The following is an 18549-nucleotide window of genomic DNA, read 5'->3' as shown; positions in this document are numbered from 1 at the left end:
CACGTGTCGCCTATGTCCTGAGACATCTGTCGCCTATGTGTTGAACCACAACACTGCCGGGGGCGCGGACGATCTGGGCGATCCTTGCTCGCGGACACCGCGAGCGTGGATCGCCCGCCGTGTTTGCGGGGGTGCAACCCCCAACACCCCACAACTGGCAGGTGCCGAAGGCAACTGGCTGGATCCCGTGGGGAGGCAGATTGATCACGGGGCCGGCTCTCTGGTGAAGCGGGGAGCTGGGAGGCCGGTCAGGTGGCCGGCGGGGAGGGTTCGGTCGCAGAGGACCAGGAGGAGGTCTTGGGCCTTGCCGGACAGGACCTCGCCGGTGCCGTGGGTCCAATCGAGGTCCGTCGCGCGGAGTTGGACGCCGGTCAGGTCGACGCCGAAGTACTTGAGCTGCCGGGGCTTCAGGTCACTGAGGATGTGACGCAGGCGGTCCTCGGGGACCTGGCGGTCGATGCCGAGGGCGACGGTGAGGTCGAGGCCGTGGATGACGTCGTGGGACAGGGCGCCCTGGTAGCCGCCGCCCGGCGGTTTCCACGGGTGGTCGATGTTCTGGCGGAGCGACTCGGTCAGCTCCGCCGCGGAGAGGTCGGCGGCGTCCCGGCGCGCCTGGCGGTCGGCGTACCGGTCGAAGTTGCCGCGAGCCTTGACCATCCCCAGCAGGAACCCGGGCAGGGTGATCCGGTAGGGCATCGTGATGTGGGCGACGAGTTCACGCACTCGCCAGCCCGAGCACAGGGTCGGCTTGTCCCAGTGGTCGGGCTGTAGTCCGGCCAGGATGTCGGCGAGGTCAGCCCGCTCCCCCGCGACAGCCGCTCTGATGTCCGTCATACCCGACCGACGAACGGGATCCGGTCAGACGGACACCTCGTCGAGCCGTCTTGCGAGATACCGGCGCTCGGCCTCCGTGGCCGCGAGTTCGACCGCTTCCCGGTACGACGCCGCCGCCTCGGCGTACCGGCCAAGCCGGCGGAGGAAGTCGGCCCGTGTGGCGGGCAGCAAGTGGTAGCCGGCCAGTGGACCCGCTGCCAACTCGTCCACGAGGCGGAGCCCCACAGCAGGCCCGTCAGCCATGCCTATGGCGACTGCCCGGTTCAGTGCGACCACCGGGGTCTGCTTCAGCTGCCCGTACAGTGCGGCGATCTGCGGCCAGTCGGTGTCGGCCGCCGTACGGGCGGATGCGTGACAGGCAGCGATAGCGGCCTGCACCTGGTACGGCCCGGGCGTACCGCGGCGCAGCGTGGCCTCCAGCAGGCTCACGCCTTCGGTGATCTGTGAGTGGTCCCAGCGGGTGCGGTCCTGGTCCTCCAACGTCACCAGTACGCCGTCGGCACTCAGCCGGGTGTCACGGCGCGCGTCGTGCAGCAGCATCAGTGCGAGGAGTCCGGCCGCCTCCGGCTCGTCCGGCATCAGTTGCACGAGCAGACGAGCCAATCTGATCGCCTCACTGCTCAGACTGCTGCGTACGACGTCTGTGTAGCCCTCGTTGAACAGCAGATAGAGCACAGCCAGTACGGCGGGTGTCCGCTCGGGCAGCAGGTGCGCAGGTGGGACTCGATAGGGGATGCCGGCGTGCTGGATCTTCTGCTTGGCCCTGGTGAGTCGCTTCGACATGGTCGACTCCGGGACCAGGAAGGCCCGGGCGATCTCCGCCGTACTGAGGCCGGCCAAGGTACGCAGCGTCAGCGCCACCCGCGCCTCCATCGCCAGCGCCGGGTGGCAGCAGGTGAACATGAGCCGCAGCCGGTCGTCCGGTACGTCGTACGGCTCGTCGGAGTCGTGTCCCAACGCAGCCACCTCCTTCAGCTTGGCCGCACCCACGGCCTCCCGGCGCAACCAGTCGACCGCCTTGTTGCGGGCGGTGGTGGTCAGCCAGGCTCCTGGCTTGTCGGGTACGCCTTCCCGCGGCCAGCGCTCCAGAGCCGCGGCGAACGCCTCCTGGGCGCACTCCTCGGCCAGCTCCCAGTCACCGGTGACGCGGATGAGCGTGGCCACCACCTGGCCCCACTCCTGGCGATAGAGCTGCTCGAACGTCACACAACCCCCGGCGGCGGCTCCAGCACCGGCCGGATCTCGATCGTCCCGTAGCCGGCGGCGGGATGCTTTGCGGCGATCTCGATCGCCTCGTCCAGGTCGGCGCAGTTGATCAGCACGAACCCGCCGATCTGCTCCTTGGTCTCCGCGAACGGCCCGTCGGTCAGCAGCACCTCGTCGTTGCGCACCCGCAGGGTGGTCGCCTCCGACGGCGGCCGCAGCCCGGCCCCACCCTCGACGACGCCGCGCCGCACCATCTCCTCCGACCAGCCACCGCACCCGTCGTTCGCATGCGCCGCGGCCGACTCGTCACCACAGATCATCAGCAAGTACTTCACAGTCCTCCTCCAGAGCTCTCACCCCACCGACGAACGACCCGAGCGGAAACGGACACCCCCACCGTAGAACGCCGGCCGTCGCCGGCCGTGAGATCTGGCGGGCCGGCGTGGGCCGGACTAGCGTCGGGGAAGACCGGCAGGGATGGGGAGGACTGAGATGGCCGGACGAGTGGTGCATTTCGAGATTCCGTACGACGACGGTGATCGGGCCCGGCGGTTCTACGGCGAAGTGTTCGGGTGGCAGCTCCAGGAGCTCCCGGAGCTGCAGTACACGATGGTGTCGACCGGGCCGGTGACCGACGAGGGATTCCCGGCCGAGACCGGGTTCATCAACGGCGGGATGTTCGACCGGGCCAGCGCCGGGGAGATCAACCGGCCGGTGCTGACCATCGACGTCGACGACATCGACGCGACCTGGAAGTCGATCGAGGCGCTCGGCGGCCGGACCGTGGGTGAGAAGATCCCGGTCGGCGACATGGGCTTCGCGGCGTACTTCACCGACTCCGAGGGGAACCTGATCGGCCTCTGGCAGTCCGCGTCCGGCGGCTGATCCTCGCGGGTGCGGGGGCGTGCCTAGACTTCCCGTGTCGGCGTCTTCGGGAGGATCCTCATGCCTGACCGCATCCAGACCATCGCGTATCCGGCCCCGGGATCGCGGCCGTCGAGGCGGGAGCCGGAGCCGCTGGCGCCGCACGTCATCGTGCTGTTCGGGGCGACCGGGGATCTCGCCAAGCGCAAACTCCTGCCGGGGCTGGCGTACCTGCAGCAGTCCAAGTTCGCGCCCGACGTACGCATCATCGGTACGGCGACCGAGGACCTCACCTGCGACGAGTTCCGGGCCCGGGCGCGGCAGGCCGTGGAGACGTTCGGGACGCACCGTTTCAGCGACGAGGAGTGGGCCCAGTTCGCCGAGCGGCTCGAGTACGTGCCGGTCACCGCCGGCCCGGAAGCACTGGCGGCCGCGGTCAAGGCCGCCGAGGCGCTGCTCGGGCCGGACACCTGCCGGCTGCACTACCTGTCCGTGCCGCCGAAGGCCGCGCAGGCGGTGATCGCGATGCTGCGCGACGCGGACCTGGTCGAGCGGGCCCGGGTCGTGATGGAGAAGCCGTTCGGCGACGACCTGGCCAGCGCGATCCAGTTGAACAACTTCGTCCACGAGACCTTCGACGAGTCGCAGATCTTCCGGATCGACCACTTCCTCGGCAAGGAAGCCGCGCTGAACATCCTCGCGTTCCGGTTCGCCAACGGGTTGTTCGAGCCGATCTGGAACCGCAACTTCATCGACCACGTGCAGATCGACATCCCCGAGTCCCTCGGACTGGACCAGCGGGCCACCTTCTACGAGCCGACCGGGGCGTTCAAGGACATGGTCGTCACCCACCTCATGCAGGTGATGTCGTTCGTCGCGATGGAGCCGCCGACCGCCCTGGAGCCCCGGGCGATCTCGGAGGAGAAGAACAAGGTCTTCCGGTCCATGCTGCCGATCAACCCGGCCGACGTGGTCCGCGGCCAGTACTCCGGCTACCGGCACGAGGACGGGGTCGCGCCGGACTCCGACACCGAGACGTTCATCGCGCTGAAGGTCGGCATCGACAACTGGCGCTGGGCCGGCGTCCCGTTCTACCTGCGGACCGGCAAGCGGATGGCCGAGGGGATGCGGATCATCTCGATCGCGTTCAAGGAGGCGCCGAAGACGATGTTCGGTGTGGGCTCCGGGGTCGGGTCGCAGGGGCCGGACCACCTGACGTTCGACCTGGCCGACTCGTCCCGGGTGTCACTGTCGTTCTACGGCAAGCGGCCCGGTCCGGGGATGCGGCTGGAGAAGCTCTCGATGCAGTTCTCGACCCAGGAGACGGAGAGTGCGGGCGACGTACTGGAGGCGTACGAGCGGCTGATCCTCGACGCGATGCGCGGCGACCACACCCTGTTCACCACCGCCGAGGGCATCGAGTCGCTGTGGGATCGGTCCGCTCTGCTTCTGGACGACCCGCCCCCGGTCAAGCCCTACCAGCCCGGCACCTGGGGCCCCAACGCCATCCACCAACTCATCGCCCCACGGGCCTGGCGCCTCCCCTTCGAACGAGAGTGGCGCGAGGCGAAGTAGAACGGCCAGGTCCGTGGCGGTGGTCCCGCTGATCCGTCCCCCGCGTCAGGTCGAGGTGTTGCCGCCGGTTCGTGGGTAGGCGCACTATCGAGGTGTGATGTGAGTCACAAACGCCTGATGGTGGCTGGAGGTGGGTGGATGACCGGGACCAGAACGCACCTGAGCGGGGAGCGGGCGCCGTGCGGGCGGCTGGGGGACGCGGACCGGAGCCAGGAGGACGACTTCGAGGGTTTCCGGATGGACGACATGCACTACGCGTGCGGGTGCCGCCGGATCCGGCACGAGTTCCATGACGGGAGCGTGCGGATCCAGACCGTGCGGCACGACGGGAAGATCCTGCTGGACGAGCACAGCGGGGACCACGAAGCCTGACGGGCAGGTGAAGGCGATGACCTTTCACGACGTCGTGGTGATCGGTGGAGGCGGCGCCGGGCTGCGGGCCGCCATCGCGGTGGCGGAGACCAACCCGGCGCTGCGGGTGGCGGTCGTCTCGAAGGTGTACCCGATGCGCAGCCACACGGTGTCGGCCGAGGGCGGCGCCGCGGCCGTTGCCGGTGACGACGACTCCCTCGACGAGCACGCGTACGACACGGTGTCCGGCAGCGACTGGCTGTGCGACCAGGACGCGGTGGAGGCGTTCGTCGCCGAGGCGCCGCGCGAGCTGCTCCGGCTGGAGCACTGGGGCTGCCCGTGGAGCCGGCAGCCGGACGGGCGGATCGCAGTCCGGGCCTTCGGCGGGATGAAGAAGATGCGCACCTGGTTCGCCGCCGACCGGACCGGGTTCCACCTGCTGCACACGCTGTTCCAGACCGCGTTGTCGTACTCCGACATCGTCCGGTACGACGAGTGGTACGTGACGAAGATCCTGGTCGACGACGGACGCGCGTACGGCGTGGTCGCGATCGAACTGTCGACCGGCCGGATCGAGACCATCACGGCCAGTGCGGTGATCGTGTGCACCGGCGGCTGCGGCCGGGTCTACCCGTTCACCACGAACGCCAACATCAAGACCGGCGACGGGATGGCGCTCGCGTACCGGGCCGGCGCGGCGCTGAAGGACATGGAGTTCGTCCAGTACCACCCGACCGGCCTGCCGTTCACCGGCATCCTGATCACCGAGGCGGCCCGGGCCGAGGGCGGCTGGCTGCTCAACAAGGACGGCTACCGCTACCTGCAGGACTACGACCTCGGTACGCCGTCGCCGACGCCGGTCATGCGCAGCATGGAACTGGGCCCGCGCGACCGGTTGTCCCAAGCCTTCGTTCACGAGATGGACAAGGGCAACACGATCGACACGCCGTACGGGCCGGTCGTGCACCTGGACCTGCGGCACCTGGGCGCGAAGCTGATCGACGCCAAACTGCCGTTCGTCCGGGAGCTGTGTTCGAACTACCAGAACATCGACCCGGTCAAGGAATTGGTGCCGGTCCGCCCGGTGGTGCACTACATGATGGGCGGCATCCACACCGACATCCGCGGCGCGACGTCGCTCGACGGCCTGTACGCCGCCGGCGAGGTCGCCTGTGTCAGCATCAACGGCGCCAACCGGCTCGGCTCGAACTCGCTGCCGGAGTGCCTGGTGTTCGGCAACCGGGCGGGCCGGGCCGCGGCCGTGTTCGCCGGCCGGTACCGCAACGTCGTCCCGCGGGCCGTCGAAGCCCAGGGGCGGGACGAGGTGCGGCGGCTGACGGAAGAGCTGACCCGGCACGCCGAGGGGCACGAGCGGATCGCCGACATCCGGACCGAGATGCAGGCCACGATGGAGAACGGCGCCGGGATCTACCGCGACGGCGACTCGCTCACGAAGGCCGCCGACCAGCTGAGGGAACTCCGGCTGCGGTACACCCACGCCGCGATCGACGACCACAGCACGAACTTCAACACCGAGCTGATCGCGCTGCTCGAACTCGGCTTCATGCTGGATGTTGCCGAGAGCATCATTGCGTGCGCGCTGCGCCGGGAGGAGTCGCGCGGGGCTCATCAGCGCACCGACTTCCCGGCGCGCGACGACGAGCGGTACCTGGCGCATTCCCTGGTACGGCGCGAGCCGGACGGCACGAGCCGGGTCACGTACCTGCCGGTGACCATCACCCGCTGGCCGCCGGGAGAACGGATCTACGGGAGGTAGGGATGGCAGACGAGATCACCCTCGAGGTAGCGCGCTACCGGCCCGAGCTGGAGTCCGAACCGGTGATGCAGTTCTACCAGGTGCCGCTGCGCGAGCACTGGGCCGTGCTCGACGGCCTGACGTACATCAAGGACCAGCTGGACGGCACGCTGTCGTTCCGCTGGTCGTGCCGGATGGGTATCTGCGGCAGCTGCGGCATGACCGTGAACGGGGAACCGCAGCTGACCTGCGCCACCTTCCTCACCGACTACGCTCCCGGCCCGGTCCGGGTCGAGCCGTTGCGCAACTTCCCGGTGATCCGCGACCTGGTCGTCGACATCGACGACTTCATGGCCAAGCTCCCGACGGTCAAGCCGTGGCTGGTCCGGGACGTGCACAGTCCGGTCGAGGACGGCGAGTACCTGCAGACGCCGGAGGAGCTGGACGAGTACAAGCAGTTCAGCATGTGTATCAACTGCATGCTGTGCTACTCGGCCTGCCCGGTGTACAGCCTCGAGCCGGAGTTCATCGGGCCGGCGGCGATCGCGCTGGCTCAGCGGTACAACCTCGACTCGCGGGACGAGGGCGCCGAAGAACGCCGCGCCGTCCTCTCGTCGCCGGAGGGGATCTGGGCCTGCACGTTCGTCGGCGAGTGCAGCGCGGCGTGCCCGAAAGGCGTGGATCCGGCTGGGGCGATCCAGCGGTACAAGCTGACCGCGGCGACACAGTCGATCAAGGACCTGCTGATGCCGCGGAGCCGGCGGTGAGCACGTACCAGCGGCCGCTCGCGCTGTTCTGGTGGCTGGAACGGCGCTCCTACCTGCTGTTCGTGTTGCGCGAGTTGAGTGCGGTGTTCGTGGGGTGGTTCGTGATCTACCTGCTCCTGCTGGTGAACGCGGTCGGTGACGGCGCCGCGTCGTACCAGGACTTCCTGGACTGGAGCGGGAGTTGGTGGGTGCTCACGATCAACGTGATCGCGATGCTGTTCGTGCTGCTGCACACGATCACCTGGTTCGCTCTGGCGCCGCGGGCGATGGCCGTCCGGGTGCGCGGGCGGCGCCTGCCACCGGCGCAGATCGTTGCCGCGCACTACCTGCTGTGGTTGTTGCTCTCGGCATTCGTCGCGTGGCTGGTACTGCGATGAACCGCCGGACCAGGCCGGAACCGTTGCTCTGGATGCTGTTCAGCTCCGGCGGCATGGTCGCGGCGCTGATGATCCCGATCCTGCTGTTCCTCTTCGGTATCGCGTTCCCGCTGGAGCTGTTGTCGCCGCCGGATCACTCGCACGTGTTCGCCGTACTGCGGAATCCGATCACGCGACTGGTGTTGTTCGGACTGTGCGCGCTGGCGTTGTTCCACTGGGCGCACCGGTTCCGCTACACGTTGTACGACGGGTTGCAGCTCAAGCGGTACGCCGTACCGATCGTGCTGCTGTGTTACGGCGGCGCCGTGGTGGGAACCGTCGTCGCGGGCCTGGTGCTGATCACGCTGTAGGGTCTGCCGCATGCGGGAGATCGTGGTGATCGGCGTCGGGGCCGGTGACCCGGAGCAGGTGACGATGCAGGCCGTGTCGGCGCTGAACCGGGTCGACGTGTTCTTCGTGCTGGACAAGGGCGAGGTCAAGCAGGAACTGGTCGACCTGCGGGAGGAGATCCTGCGCCGGTACGCCGGCGGCAAGGACGGGGACAAGGACTACCGGGTCGTCGTCGGCCGCGATCCCGAGCGAGACCGGACCAGCAGCGCGTACGTCGAAGCCGTCGACGACTGGCGGCGCCGCCGGGCCGACGTGTGCGCCGAGCTGATCGCGTCGGAGCTGGGCGAGGACCAGGTGGGTGCGTTCCTGGTCTGGGGCGATCCGTCGCTGTACGACAGCACGCTGGCGATCCTGGACGACATCCTGGCGCGCGGCGAGTTGGCGTTCGAGGTCGGGGTGATCCCGGGTATCAGCAGCGTCTCGACCCTGGCCGCGCGGCACAAGGTCGGTCTCAACCAGGTCGGCAGGCCGATCCAGATCACCACCGGCCGCCGGCTCGCGAAGGCGTGGCCGGACGAGGTGGACGACGTCGTCGTCATGCTCGACGCCCAGACCGCCTTCACCGAGCACCTCGACCAGGACGCCCACATCTACTGGGGCGCCTACCTGGGGACGCCGGACGAGATCCTCATCTCGGGTCCACTGCGCGAGGTCGCCGCCGAGATCGAGAAGGTCCGCGCCGAGGCCCGCGACCGCAAGGGCTGGATCATGGACACCTACCTGCTGCGGCGGAGCTAGACGAGCGCCGTACCGCTGTGGTCCGGAACACACGGGTGCCGGGCACGTAGCATCTCGGGTGTGCTGAGGACAGAAGCGGACCGGTGCCCTGGGGTGCTGGCGGTGCATGAGGCGGCCGATGGTGGGCTGGCTCGGGTTCGGGTGCCGGGTGGACTGCTGAGCGTTCAGCAGTTCGACGTACTGCGTCAGGCTTCGGCGGAGCTCGGTGACGGGCGTCTGGAGCTGACCTCCCGGGGAAACGTGCAGGTCCGAGGGCTGAGCGCGGACGGGCCGCGGGAGCTGTCGGAGCGGCTGTACGACGCCGGACTGCTGCCCTCCATCACGCACGAGCGGGTGCGGAACATCCTGGCCTCGCCGCTGTCCGGACTGGACGGCCAAAGCCTGTACGACGTACTCCCGGTAGCGGCCGCCGTCGACGAGCGGCTGTGCGCGCGGCCGCGACTTGCGGACCTGCCTGGGCGGTTCCTGTTCGCGCTGGACGACGGACGCGGGGACCTGGCCGAGGTACGGGCAGATGTCGCCATTCGGGCCGTGGACGACCGCGAGGGCCTACTGAGCTTGGGTGAGCGCGGTGTGCGGGTGAGCTGGAGTGACACGGCCGAGGTGATGGTCGCCGCCGCGGAAGCATTTCTGGACGAGCGCGCCGCGCAGGAGTGGCGGATCACGGAACTCCAGGACGGCGAGAATCGCATCCTGGACCGGCTCGGGCTGCGGACGACAGAGGAACTGCCGGCCGCGACGACCACGATCGAAGCGGGCCGGCACGGCGCGACCGCACTGGTGGTGACCGTTCCGCTGGGCAGTCTCGGCCAGGAACAGGCGGCCGTTGTCGCGGACGCCGCCGAGGAGATCCGGATCACGCCCTGGCGCTCGCTTGCTCTCCGCGTGAACACCGACCCCACCGACCGGCTGGAGGAGGTTGGGTTGGTCACAAAGCCGGACTCGCCGTGGAACGGTGTGACAGCGTGTGCTGGTCAACCGGGGTGCGCCAAGGCGCTCGCGGACGTCCGGGCGGACGCGCGGCGGGTGACGCCGCGGCTGCCCAGGCATGGGCGGCCGATGCACTGGTCCGGATGTGAACGGCGGTGCGGCAAGCCGGCCGGCGAGTTCGTGGACGTACTTGCCGTGGGCAACGGATATGTGATCGACGGTGAGCGGATGGGACAGCGGTGAACCACGACTACGTGAAGGACGGCGCCGAGATCTACCGGCGGTCGTTCGCGACGATCCGGACCGAGGCGGCCGCCGGGCTCGGCCGGCTCCCGGCCGACGTCGCGCAGGTCGCCGTACGGATGATCCATGCCTGCGGCATGACGGATCTGGTCGACGACCTCCAGGCCTCGCCCAACGTGGTCAAGAACGCCAGGGCCGCGCTGCAGGGCGGCGCGCCGATCCTGTGCGACGCGCAGATGGTCGCGGCCGGCATCACCCGGAAACGGCTTCCCGCGGACAACCAGGTCATCTGCACCCTCCAGGACCCGCGAACCGGCGAGCTTGCCGAACGCCTGCGGACGACCCGCAGTGCTGCCGCCGCGGACCTCTGGCACGACCACCTCGACGGCTCGGTGGTTGCCATCGGCAACGCGCCGACCACGTTGTTCCGGTTGCTGGAGCTGATCGCCGCGGGCGCTCCCCGGCCGGCCGCGGTCCTCGGCATCCCGGTCGGGTTCATCGGCGCGGCCGAGTCCAAGGACGCACTGGCGGCGAACGAGCTCGGGCTGGAGTACCTGATCGTCAAGGGCCGCCGGGGCGGCAGCGCGATCACCGCGGCCGCCGTCAACGCGATCGCGAGTGAGGCGGAGTGACCGCGCGCTTGACAGGGCGGATGCCAGAGCGGACGGGCCGGCTGTGGGGGGTCGGGCTCGGCCCCGGCGACCCCGAACTGGTGACGGTGAAGGCGGCCCGGCTGATCGGAGCCGCGGACGTGATCGCGTTCCACAGCGCGCGGCACGGCCGCAGCATCGCCCGCTCGGTCGCGGCGCCGTACCTCACCGAAGGGCAGATCGAGGAGCACCTGGTCTACCCGCTGACCACAGAGACGACCGACCACCCCGGCGGCTACCAGGGCGCGATGGACGACTTCTACGCCGACTGCGCCGCCCGGCTCGCCGCGCATCTCGACGCCGGCCGTGACGTCGTCGTACTGGCTGAAGGAGATCCGCTGTTCTACGGGTCCTACATGCACATGCACAAGCGGCTGGCCGACCGCTACCCGTGTGAGGTGGTTCCCGGCGTCACATCGGTCAGCGCGGCGTCCGCCGTACTCGGCCGGCCTCTGTGTGAGCGGGACGAGATCCTGACCGTCCTGCCCGGCACACTGCCGCCCGACGTACTGGCGGACCGGTTGCGCAACACCGACGCGGCCGCGGTGATGAAGCTCGGCCGCACCTTCGCCAACGTCCGGGAAGCCTTCGAACTCGCCGGACGAGCAGACGAGGCCTGGTACGTCGAACGCGCGACAACGGACGCACAGCGGACCGCTCCCCTGGCGGACGTGGACCCGGACGACGTGCCCTACTTCTCGCTCGCACTGCTCCCCAGCCCGATCAACAACACCTTCACCGCTCCCACACCGAAGACCGAGGCGGAAGGCTCAGTGACCGTCGTGGGCCTCGGACCGGCCGGACCGGAGTGGATGACGCCTGAGGTCCGTGCGGCCATCGCAGGGGCCGACGACCTGATCGGTTACGGCCCGTACGTCGACCGCCTGCCGGACCGGGCCCGTCAGCGCAAGCACGGGTCCGACAACCGCGTCGAATCCGAGCGGGCCGCCTTCGCCCTGGACCTCGCTCGCAAGGGCTCCAAGGTGGTTGTGGTCTCGTCCGGCGATCCCGGGGTCTTCGCGATGGCCAGTGCGGTCACCGAAGTCGCGTCGGAGCCTGAGTACGCCGACATCGCCGTACACGTGCTGCCCGGGATGACCGCGGCTCAGGCGGTCGCCAGCCGCGTCGGCGCACCACTCGGGCACGACTACTGCGTCCTGTCGCTGTCAGACCGCCTGAAGCCGTGGGAGGTCATCGCCAAGCGCATCACCGCCGCTGCCGCGGCGGACCTGGCGATCGCGATCTACAACCCCGCGTCGAAGTCCCGCACCTGGCAGGTCGCCGCCACCCGGGACCTCCTGCTCGAGCACCGTTCCCCGGACACACCGGTCGTCGTCGGGCGGGATGTCGGCGGTCCTGAGGAAGCGATCACGGTCACCACACTGGCCGAACTCGAGCCGGAAGCAGTTGACATGCGTTGCCTGTTGGTGATCGGGTCGTCACAGACCCGCACCGTGTCCCGCCCGGCCGGTCCTCTGGTTTTCACTCCCCGTCGCTATCCGGAGACGGATGGTGAGTCAGCGCCAGAGGCCGGTTAAATCCGCCCCCTGACCGTGTCAGGCACTGCCCGGGCGGGTAGGGACCCCGCGCGGAGCTGACAGTGAGGAGAGAGCGGAATGGTCCAGCAGTACGGCGACACCGCCACCCCGACGCAGCCTGGCACCGTCACGATGCCGGTGCCTGACTACGCCGAGACCACCACCACTCAGCGGTACGAGGAGGCACGGGCGGCCGCCCACCGGGCAATGAGCGACGTCACGATCCTTCCTGACCAGCCGTCCGCCACGCAGCCACTCGAGCCGGACATCGACCCCGAGTTGCTGTCCTACCGGGGCTTCAAGTTCGGTGCCGTGTTCTTCGGCTGGCTGATCGCCATCGCGATGTCCTTGCTGCTCATGGTGGGCGTCTCCGCTGCCGCACTCGGTACCGCGGAGGTCCTCGGGTACACCCCTGCAGACGCCGAGGCGCAGCCCGGTGCGGCGGGCATCACCGCCGCGGCTGTCGCCGTACTCATGCTGACTCTGGCCTTCTACACCGGTGGGTACGTCGCCGGGCGGCTGGCACGGTTCGACGGCGGGCGGAACGGGTTCGGGGTGTGGATGTTCGCGTTCCTGTTCTCCGTGCTCGCGGCCGGTGCCGGTGCGCTGCTGAACAACCAGTACGGCCTGGTCGACGGGGTGAACCGGCCGGACGTGGCGCTGTCGACCGACACGATCACCAGCGGAGGCATCATCGCCGCGGCGGCACTTGTCGTGCTGACACTGCTCTTCTCGATCGTCGGCGGCAAGGCCGGCCGGCGCTACCACGACAAGATCGACCGCCTCCTGGACTAGCCCTGTCCGGGCACGTCCTCGCCCTCAGTCAGCGTCCCGCCACGCTTAGCCAGACTCCCGACGGGTACCGGGGGAACGACACGGGGCTGTCTGGTGAGGAGAACTGACATGGTCCAGCTGCATCGGGACAAAACAGACACTCAGCAGCTCGATGACAGATCGGTCGTGGAGGAGTCTGACACCCGTCGACGGCCGATGCACCGAGCTCGCGTGCGGACGTCGCCCGCCGACGAGGTGGATCCGGCGTACCGCGGATTCAAAGGTGGTGCCGCGTTCTTCGGCTGGCTGGTCGCCGTCGGGCTGATCGCCCTGCTGAGCGGGATCGTCGGCGCGGTCGCGGCAGCGGTCGACTACGCGGTGACGATCGACTGGAACGCGGCCGAGGCGGAGGCCGGCACGATCGGCCTGGTCTCCGGCGCCGTACTGCTGCTCATCCTCGCGATCGCCTACTACAGCGGCGGATACGTGGCCGGCCGGCTCGCCCGCTTCGACGGTGGGCGCCAGGGCTTCGGCGTCTGGCTGATCGGCGTGCTGGTCACACTGGTCGTTGCCGCGATCGCAGCACTGGCCGGTTCGCAGTACGACGTACTGGATCGCGTGGAGCTGCCGTCCGTGCCGCTCGCCGACGAGACGCTCACCGCCGGTGGGCTGGTCGCTGTCGGTGCGGCCTTGCTGGTGACGCTCTTCGCGGCAGTCATCGGCGGCAAGGCCGGTCAGCGGTTCCACCGGCGCATCGACGTGAGCGCCGACTGACTGCAGTAGCAGGACACCCGGACGGCGGATGACCCCATCCGCCGTCCGGTTTCGTTGTGCTGACCCGCGCGCCGGTGCAGGATGCCGGTCATGGCGCGGACCGCACTTGTCATCGGAGGTACCAGCGGTATCGGCGCGGCCACCGCACTCCGCCTCGTCATCGACGGCGCCACCGTGATCGCCGCCGGACTCGACACCTCGCGGGCCTCACCCGAGCTGCGGCGGTCGGTGCGGCTGCACGAACTCGACCTCCGTGACCCGCGGGGTGTCGAGGACCTGATCGGGTCGCTCGACCGGCTCGACGTGCTCGTGAACGCCGCCGGCATCATCCGCCGCGGCGACGAACACCGGCCCGAGGTGTTCCGGGAGGTCGTCGAGATCAACCTGACCGGCGCGATGCGGGCGGCCGAGGCGGCGCACGACCTGCTCGCCGCCGGCCGCGGCTGCGTCGTCAACGTCGCCTCGATGCTGAGCTACTTCGGCGGTCCGCTCGTCCCGGCGTACAGCGCCAGCAAGGGCGGCGTCGTCCAGCTGACCAAGTCGCTCGCCGTGGCCTGGGCGGCCGACGGGATCCGGGTGAACGCGGTCGCCCCCGGCTGGATCGCCACCGAGCTCACCGCCGCCCTGCAAGCCGATCCGGTCGCCGCCGACCGGATCATCTCCCGTACGCCGATGGCCCGCTGGGGTACCCCGGAGGAGGTCGCCGGGGCGATCGCCTTCCTGGCCGGCCCCGACGCGGCGTTCGTCACCGGCGCCGTCCTGCCCGTGGACGGCGGCTACCAGAGCATGTGAAGGAGCTTCGATGATCCCGGTTTCGGCAGGTGTTCCCGAGGAGATCGCCGTACCGGCGGTGCCCGAGGACGACCGGTTGTGGGTGCCGCAGGCCCCGGACGTGTGGTTCCGCCCGCTGATGCTGAACACGATCACCGGGCAGTGGTGCAACCTGCTCAAGGTGACCCGGTCCGGCATCGTGTCGCGGCACCGGCACCCGAGCGCGGTGTTCGGCTACGTGATCAAGGGCAAGTGGAAGTACGACGAGCACGAATGGGTGGCGGAGACCGGATCGTTCGTGTACGAGCCGCCGGGCGAGATCCACACGCTGCGGGTGCCGGAGGACTGCACCGAGATGATCACGTTCTTCAACATCTCCGGCGCGATGATCTACGTCGACGACGACGGCAACCAGACCGGGTACGAGGACACCTTCACCAAGATCCAGCTCTGCCGCGACCACTACGGCTCCAACGGCCTGGGCGCTGACTACGTGGACCAGTTCATCCGGTAGGCATCCTGGCCGCGGTCGGGGCGCGGTGTCACGGCGACCGGGAAGAGCTTCGGGCTCTGGACTGTTGCTCTGGGTGTGAAGGTCGTGGTGATCGGTGCCGGGCAAGCCGGGCTGTCGGCTGCTTACCACCTGGTGCGACTCGGGTTCACGCCGTACGACGAGGTCGTCGTACTGGACCGGAATCCGGCGCCGGGTGGGGCATGGCAGCACCGGTGGGACTCGCTCACCATGCACGACGTCCACGGGATCGCGAACCTGCCGGGCGTGCCGGTGCCGGAGACCGCTGGGGCGGAGCGGGCGAACGTGTTCGTGCCCGCGTACTTCGCGGACTACGAGCGACGATTCTCGCTGCCCGTCCTGCGGCCGGTCACGGTGACGAGTGTGCATCGGGTCGACGGGCAGTTCGAGATCCGCACCGACGGGGAGACGTACTTCTCCGAGGCGATCGTGAACGCGACGGGGACGTGGAACCGGCCGTTCATTCCCTGGTATCCGGGGATCGAGACGTTCCGTGGGCGGCAGTTGCACACGGCGGATTACCGAGGTGCCGACGAGTTCGCCGGGCAACACGTGCTGGTTGTCGGCGGGGGCGCGTCGGCTGTGCAGTTGCTCGCGGAGATCTCCGAGGTCGCGTCGACCACCTGGGTGACGCGACGACCGCCGGAGTGGCGGACCGGTGAGGAGTTCGGTCCGGAGCTCGGGCGCCGCGTTGTCGCGAAGGTCGAGGAACGGGTGCGCGCCGGGTTGCCGCCGCGAAGCGTGGTGAGCGTGACCGGGCTCTATCTGCGCGAACAGGAGCAGGACGCCTGGCGGCGCGGGGTGTACACGCGACAGCCGATGTTCTCCCGGATCACCCCGGACGGCGTCGAGTGGGCCGACGGCCGCACCCTGCAGGTCGACGCGATCCTGTGGGCCACCGGCTTCCGCGCCGACCTCGCCCACCTGGCGCCCCTCCACCTCCGCGAACCCTCCGGCGGCATCCGCATGGACGGCACCCGCACCGCCCTCGACCCCCGCATCCACCTCATCGGCTACGGCCCCTCCGCCAGCACCATAGGCGCCAACCGAGCCGGCTTCACCACCGCCCGAGCCCTCCGAACCCTCCTCGACCCTCTCGCCGCCTGATCATCCTCACGTGGTGGTGGCTGGTTGTGGGAGGGGGTGGGGTTGGGGCCAGGTGGGGTGGCGGCGGATGGTTGGGGGGATGAGGGTGCCGGCGGTGAGGAAGAGGAGGGCTGTCAGGAGCCAGCCGGGCCAGCCTTGGTTGATGGCCAGGGTGGTGAGGAGGAGCGGGGCGATCATGTCGCCGGCTTCGCGGCCCATGGCGTAGGCGCCCTGGTACTGGCCGTGGGCGCCGGGTGGGGCCAGTTCGAAGCTGATGCCCCAGCCGCCGGCGGATTGGAGCATTTCGCCGAGCACGTGGGCCAGAGCGGCCACCAGCAGCAGTGCGATGGTGACGGCGCCCGAGGTGACGTCGGTGAGGGCCAGGACTGCGCAGGCAACGGCCAGCAGGACACCGGCTCGGCGACCGGCCCGGGCGGCACCTGCCAGGTGTTCGGTGCCCCGGGCGACGCGGATCTGCAGGAGGACGACGGCGACCGAGTTCAGCACCAGCAGGACCGCGATCAGCCACCGCGGCGCGTCGGTCGCGGTAGCCACCCAGAGCGGGATCGCGACCTGCGCCATCGCGGCGTGCATGCTCAGGATCCCGTCCAGTGCGACGAACACCAGGAACGGCCGGTCCCGCAGCGCGGTCAGCGCGGACGGACCGGTTGCCGACGGCACCCGTTCGACCTCGGGCATCCCGAAGCGGACCAGTCCGGCGGTGATCAGGTACGTCGCCGCGTTCGCCAGCAACGCGACCACGTACACCTCCCGCCGGTCGACCGCCAGCACGACCCCGGCCAGCCCCATCCCGGCCGCCATCCCGATGTTGGTCGCGACCCGCAGGATCGCCCTGGTGCGCACCCGCTGGTCCGCCGGTGACACCCCGGCGATCAGCGCACCCTTGGCACCGCGCTGGCCGGAGTCCGCGATCGCGGTGGCGGCCGCGATCACGACGTACACGGGGAACGATCGGACCTGCGTCAGCGCGGTCATCGTGATCGCCTGGAGGACAAGGAAGCCGACGTACGCGCGGTTGGGCCCGAGCCGGTCAGCGACCGTGCCGAGTGGGGTGCTGGTCAGCAGGCCGACGAGGCCTGCGACGGTCAGGCCGATGCCCACCTGACCAACGGACAGGCCGGCAGCCCGGGTCAGGTAGAGGGCAGCGATCGCGAAGTAGAGGCCGTTGCCGAGCGTGTTGACCAGCGTGGCGACGACAAGACGTCGTACGGCGGGCGGGAGAGAAGCTGTCACAGCCGCTCACTCAACAGCCGCCCGAACAGCTCGGGCGTTCGACTGACGGAATCCGTCAGCGCATCACCAGGTCCAGGAGGTCTGTGCCGAGGTTCCGGACGGCGGTTTCGTCGAGGCGGTAGGCGACGAAGCGACCTTGGCGTTCGGCGGTGACCAGACCGGCTCGGGTGAGTGCTCGCAGGTGGCGGGTGACCTGGGTGGGATGGAGACCCCAGAGGGCTGCGATCTCGCCTGCGGTTCGAGGTTCGCTGGCGACGGCCCGGCACACCTGGAGGCGGTCCGGCGCAGCCAAGGCCTCCAGCCGGCTGCGGACCTGCTGCGCTGTCGGTACGGCGGCTCCACGCCCGCCCGCCGGGTAGATGATCGTGAGCGGCTCCCCCGGGATCTCACCGAGGAAGAGATGCGGCGCGATGTAGTTGCTGGGGACAAGGAGCAGCGACCGCTCAGCCAGGTCGATGCGCTTGTTCTGCACCTTCTGCACCAGCAGGCTGTCCTTGTCCCGTACGTCGATGGAGCTGTCCAGCGACCGCAGCATCACGGCAACCCCGTCCCGCATCGCCAGGTCCCGGTCGTGGCGACCTCGTGCGGCCAGAGCGTCCCGCGACTCCTCCCACACCTCCCGGAACCAGTGCTCCCAGCACTCGTCCAGCAGCGCGAGGAAGCGCCGTACCGGCTCCTCTGGCGCAGTCAGCAACCCCTCCACCAGCTCGGCCACGACACGACCGCGGCTACGGGCCCAATGACGTACGGCGTCCGCGTCGGTGGTCCTGCTACTCAGTGGACGACCTCGCAGCGGGCGCACCAGCTCGGCCGCCAGGTCCTCCGGCGTACGGGCTCTCAGCGCCTTCAGCTCGTCCTGCCACGTCGGCATGCCGGTCGCCGCGCTGGTCGCGAAGAAGCGAGACCTGACGGCTCTCACCGTCCAGCTCCACTGGGACAGCTCTTCCCGGAGTACGGCGGGAAATGGTACGGCGGCCGCCCAGTCGGTGCGGTCGTGGTGACGGGGCTCGGCCATCACGTGGAGTGCGCAGCCCAGCTCGATCAGCGGTGAGGCGACGTGGCGGATCCGCTCGGGGTCGAGACGGCTCACGCCGGCGAGTACCGTCGGCATCTCCTCAACCTAACCCGTGCCGATGGCG

At 69.5% G+C, this 18549-nt stretch carries 21 protein-coding genes; 16 read left to right on the top strand and 5 right to left on the bottom strand.

Going from position 1 to position 18549, the window contains the following annotated elements; genetic code table 11:
- Nucleotides 1-204: 204 nt before the first annotated feature.
- Genes ACYVOK_RS35420 through ACYVOK_RS35410 form a run of 3 tightly spaced genes read right to left on the bottom strand, consistent with a single transcriptional unit; the run spans nt 205 to nt 2375 of the window.
- Entirely contained in the window at nt 205-834 is a 630-nt protein-coding gene (locus ACYVOK_RS35420) for a maleylpyruvate isomerase family mycothiol-dependent enzyme (protein WP_460666986.1), read from the bottom strand.
- A 24-nt stretch (nt 835-858) separates the two neighbouring features.
- A complete protein-coding gene (locus tag ACYVOK_RS35415; protein WP_460666985.1) occupies nt 859-2040 on the bottom strand; it encodes an RNA polymerase sigma factor in 1182 nt (393 codons plus the stop codon).
- On the bottom strand, nt 2037-2375 hold the full coding sequence (locus ACYVOK_RS35410; protein WP_460666984.1) for a YciI family protein: 339 nt from the start codon (nt 2373-2375) through the stop codon (nt 2037-2039). The genes ACYVOK_RS35415 and ACYVOK_RS35410 overlap by 4 nt, the downstream gene beginning before the upstream one ends.
- Before the next feature lie 157 nt (nt 2376-2532).
- Here ACYVOK_RS35410 and ACYVOK_RS35405 point away from each other — a divergent pair, with 157 nt between their 5' ends.
- From ACYVOK_RS35405 to ACYVOK_RS35330, 16 genes are all read left to right on the top strand, one after another.
- Nucleotides 2533-2925 (top strand): VOC family protein, encoded by a 393-nt coding sequence (locus ACYVOK_RS35405; RefSeq protein WP_460666983.1) that lies wholly within the window; start codon nt 2533-2535, stop codon nt 2923-2925.
- A gap of 60 nt (nt 2926-2985) precedes the next feature.
- A complete protein-coding gene (gene zwf, locus ACYVOK_RS35400; protein WP_460666982.1) occupies nt 2986-4479 on the top strand; it encodes a glucose-6-phosphate dehydrogenase in 1494 nt (497 codons plus the stop codon).
- A gap of 138 nt (nt 4480-4617) precedes the next feature.
- Entirely contained in the window at nt 4618-4851 is a 234-nt protein-coding gene (locus tag ACYVOK_RS35395; protein ID WP_460666981.1) for a hypothetical protein, read from the top strand.
- Between the two features lie 16 nt (nt 4852-4867).
- On the top strand, nt 4868-6607 hold the full coding sequence (gene frdA, locus ACYVOK_RS35390) for a fumarate reductase (quinol) flavoprotein subunit (RefSeq protein WP_460666980.1): 1740 nt from the start codon (nt 4868-4870) through the stop codon (nt 6605-6607).
- A gap of 2 nt (nt 6608-6609) precedes the next feature.
- Nucleotides 6610-7353 carry a succinate dehydrogenase/fumarate reductase iron-sulfur subunit gene (locus tag ACYVOK_RS35385; protein ID WP_460666979.1) on the top strand — a complete coding sequence of 248 codons (744 nt, stop codon included), beginning with the start codon at nt 6610-6612 and terminating at the stop codon, nt 7351-7353.
- Entirely contained in the window at nt 7350-7730 is a 381-nt protein-coding gene (locus tag ACYVOK_RS35380; protein ID WP_460666978.1) for a fumarate reductase subunit C, read from the top strand. The genes ACYVOK_RS35385 and ACYVOK_RS35380 overlap by 4 nt, the downstream gene beginning before the upstream one ends.
- Nucleotides 7712-8080: a fumarate reductase subunit FrdD gene (gene frdD, locus ACYVOK_RS35375; RefSeq protein ID WP_460666977.1), complete on the top strand. Its 369-nt coding sequence runs from the start codon at nt 7712-7714 to the stop codon at nt 8078-8080. Before ACYVOK_RS35380 ends, frdD begins: the two co-directional genes overlap by 19 nt.
- Before the next feature lie 10 nt (nt 8081-8090).
- Nucleotides 8091-8858, top strand: coding sequence for a precorrin-6A synthase (deacetylating) (cobF, locus tag ACYVOK_RS35370; RefSeq protein ID WP_460666976.1), 768 nt, complete (start codon nt 8091-8093; stop codon nt 8856-8858).
- A gap of 60 nt (nt 8859-8918) precedes the next feature.
- Nucleotides 8919-10031: a precorrin-3B synthase gene (gene cobG, locus ACYVOK_RS35365; RefSeq protein ID WP_460666975.1), complete on the top strand. Its 1113-nt coding sequence runs from the start codon at nt 8919-8921 to the stop codon at nt 10029-10031.
- Nucleotides 10028-10663, top strand: a complete 636-nt coding sequence (locus ACYVOK_RS35360) for a precorrin-8X methylmutase (RefSeq protein ID WP_460666974.1) — start codon at nt 10028-10030, stop codon at nt 10661-10663. The genes cobG and ACYVOK_RS35360 overlap by 4 nt, the downstream gene beginning before the upstream one ends.
- A gap of 20 nt (nt 10664-10683) precedes the next feature.
- Nucleotides 10684-12219, top strand: coding sequence for a precorrin-2 C(20)-methyltransferase (locus tag ACYVOK_RS35355; protein WP_460666973.1), 1536 nt, complete (start codon nt 10684-10686; stop codon nt 12217-12219).
- A 78-nt stretch (nt 12220-12297) separates the two neighbouring features.
- Nucleotides 12298-13014, top strand: coding sequence for a hypothetical protein (locus ACYVOK_RS35350; protein WP_460666972.1), 717 nt, complete (start codon nt 12298-12300; stop codon nt 13012-13014).
- A 210-nt stretch (nt 13015-13224) separates the two neighbouring features.
- Complete coding sequence (locus tag ACYVOK_RS35345) at nt 13225-13767, top strand: hypothetical protein (RefSeq protein WP_460666971.1); 543 nt, start codon at nt 13225-13227, stop codon at nt 13765-13767.
- A gap of 90 nt (nt 13768-13857) precedes the next feature.
- Nucleotides 13858-14559 (top strand): SDR family NAD(P)-dependent oxidoreductase, encoded by a 702-nt coding sequence (locus tag ACYVOK_RS35340; RefSeq protein ID WP_460666970.1) that lies wholly within the window; start codon nt 13858-13860, stop codon nt 14557-14559.
- A 10-nt stretch (nt 14560-14569) separates the two neighbouring features.
- On the top strand, nt 14570-15052 hold the full coding sequence (locus ACYVOK_RS35335; protein ID WP_460666969.1) for a 2,4'-dihydroxyacetophenone dioxygenase family protein: 483 nt from the start codon (nt 14570-14572) through the stop codon (nt 15050-15052).
- Between the two features lie 75 nt (nt 15053-15127).
- A complete protein-coding gene (locus ACYVOK_RS35330) occupies nt 15128-16177 on the top strand; it encodes an FAD-dependent oxidoreductase (protein ID WP_460666968.1) in 1050 nt (349 codons plus the stop codon).
- A 6-nt stretch (nt 16178-16183) separates the two neighbouring features.
- Here ACYVOK_RS35330 and ACYVOK_RS35325 read toward each other — a convergent pair whose 3' ends face one another.
- A complete protein-coding gene (locus ACYVOK_RS35325) occupies nt 16184-17410 on the bottom strand; it encodes an MFS transporter (RefSeq protein ID WP_460666967.1) in 1227 nt (408 codons plus the stop codon).
- Between the two features lie 55 nt (nt 17411-17465).
- The gene (locus tag ACYVOK_RS35320) at nt 17466-18521 is read right to left on the bottom strand and encodes an ArsR/SmtB family transcription factor (protein ID WP_460666966.1); all 1056 of its coding nucleotides are present in this window, start codon (nt 18519-18521) and stop codon (nt 17466-17468) included.
- Between the last annotated feature and the right edge of the window lie 28 nt (nt 18522-18549).

The sequence above is a fragment of the Kribbella swartbergensis genome, assembly GCF_054784135.1.
Note: the sequence above shows the minus strand (reverse complement) of the source record. Positions and strands in the feature narration are given on the sequence as shown.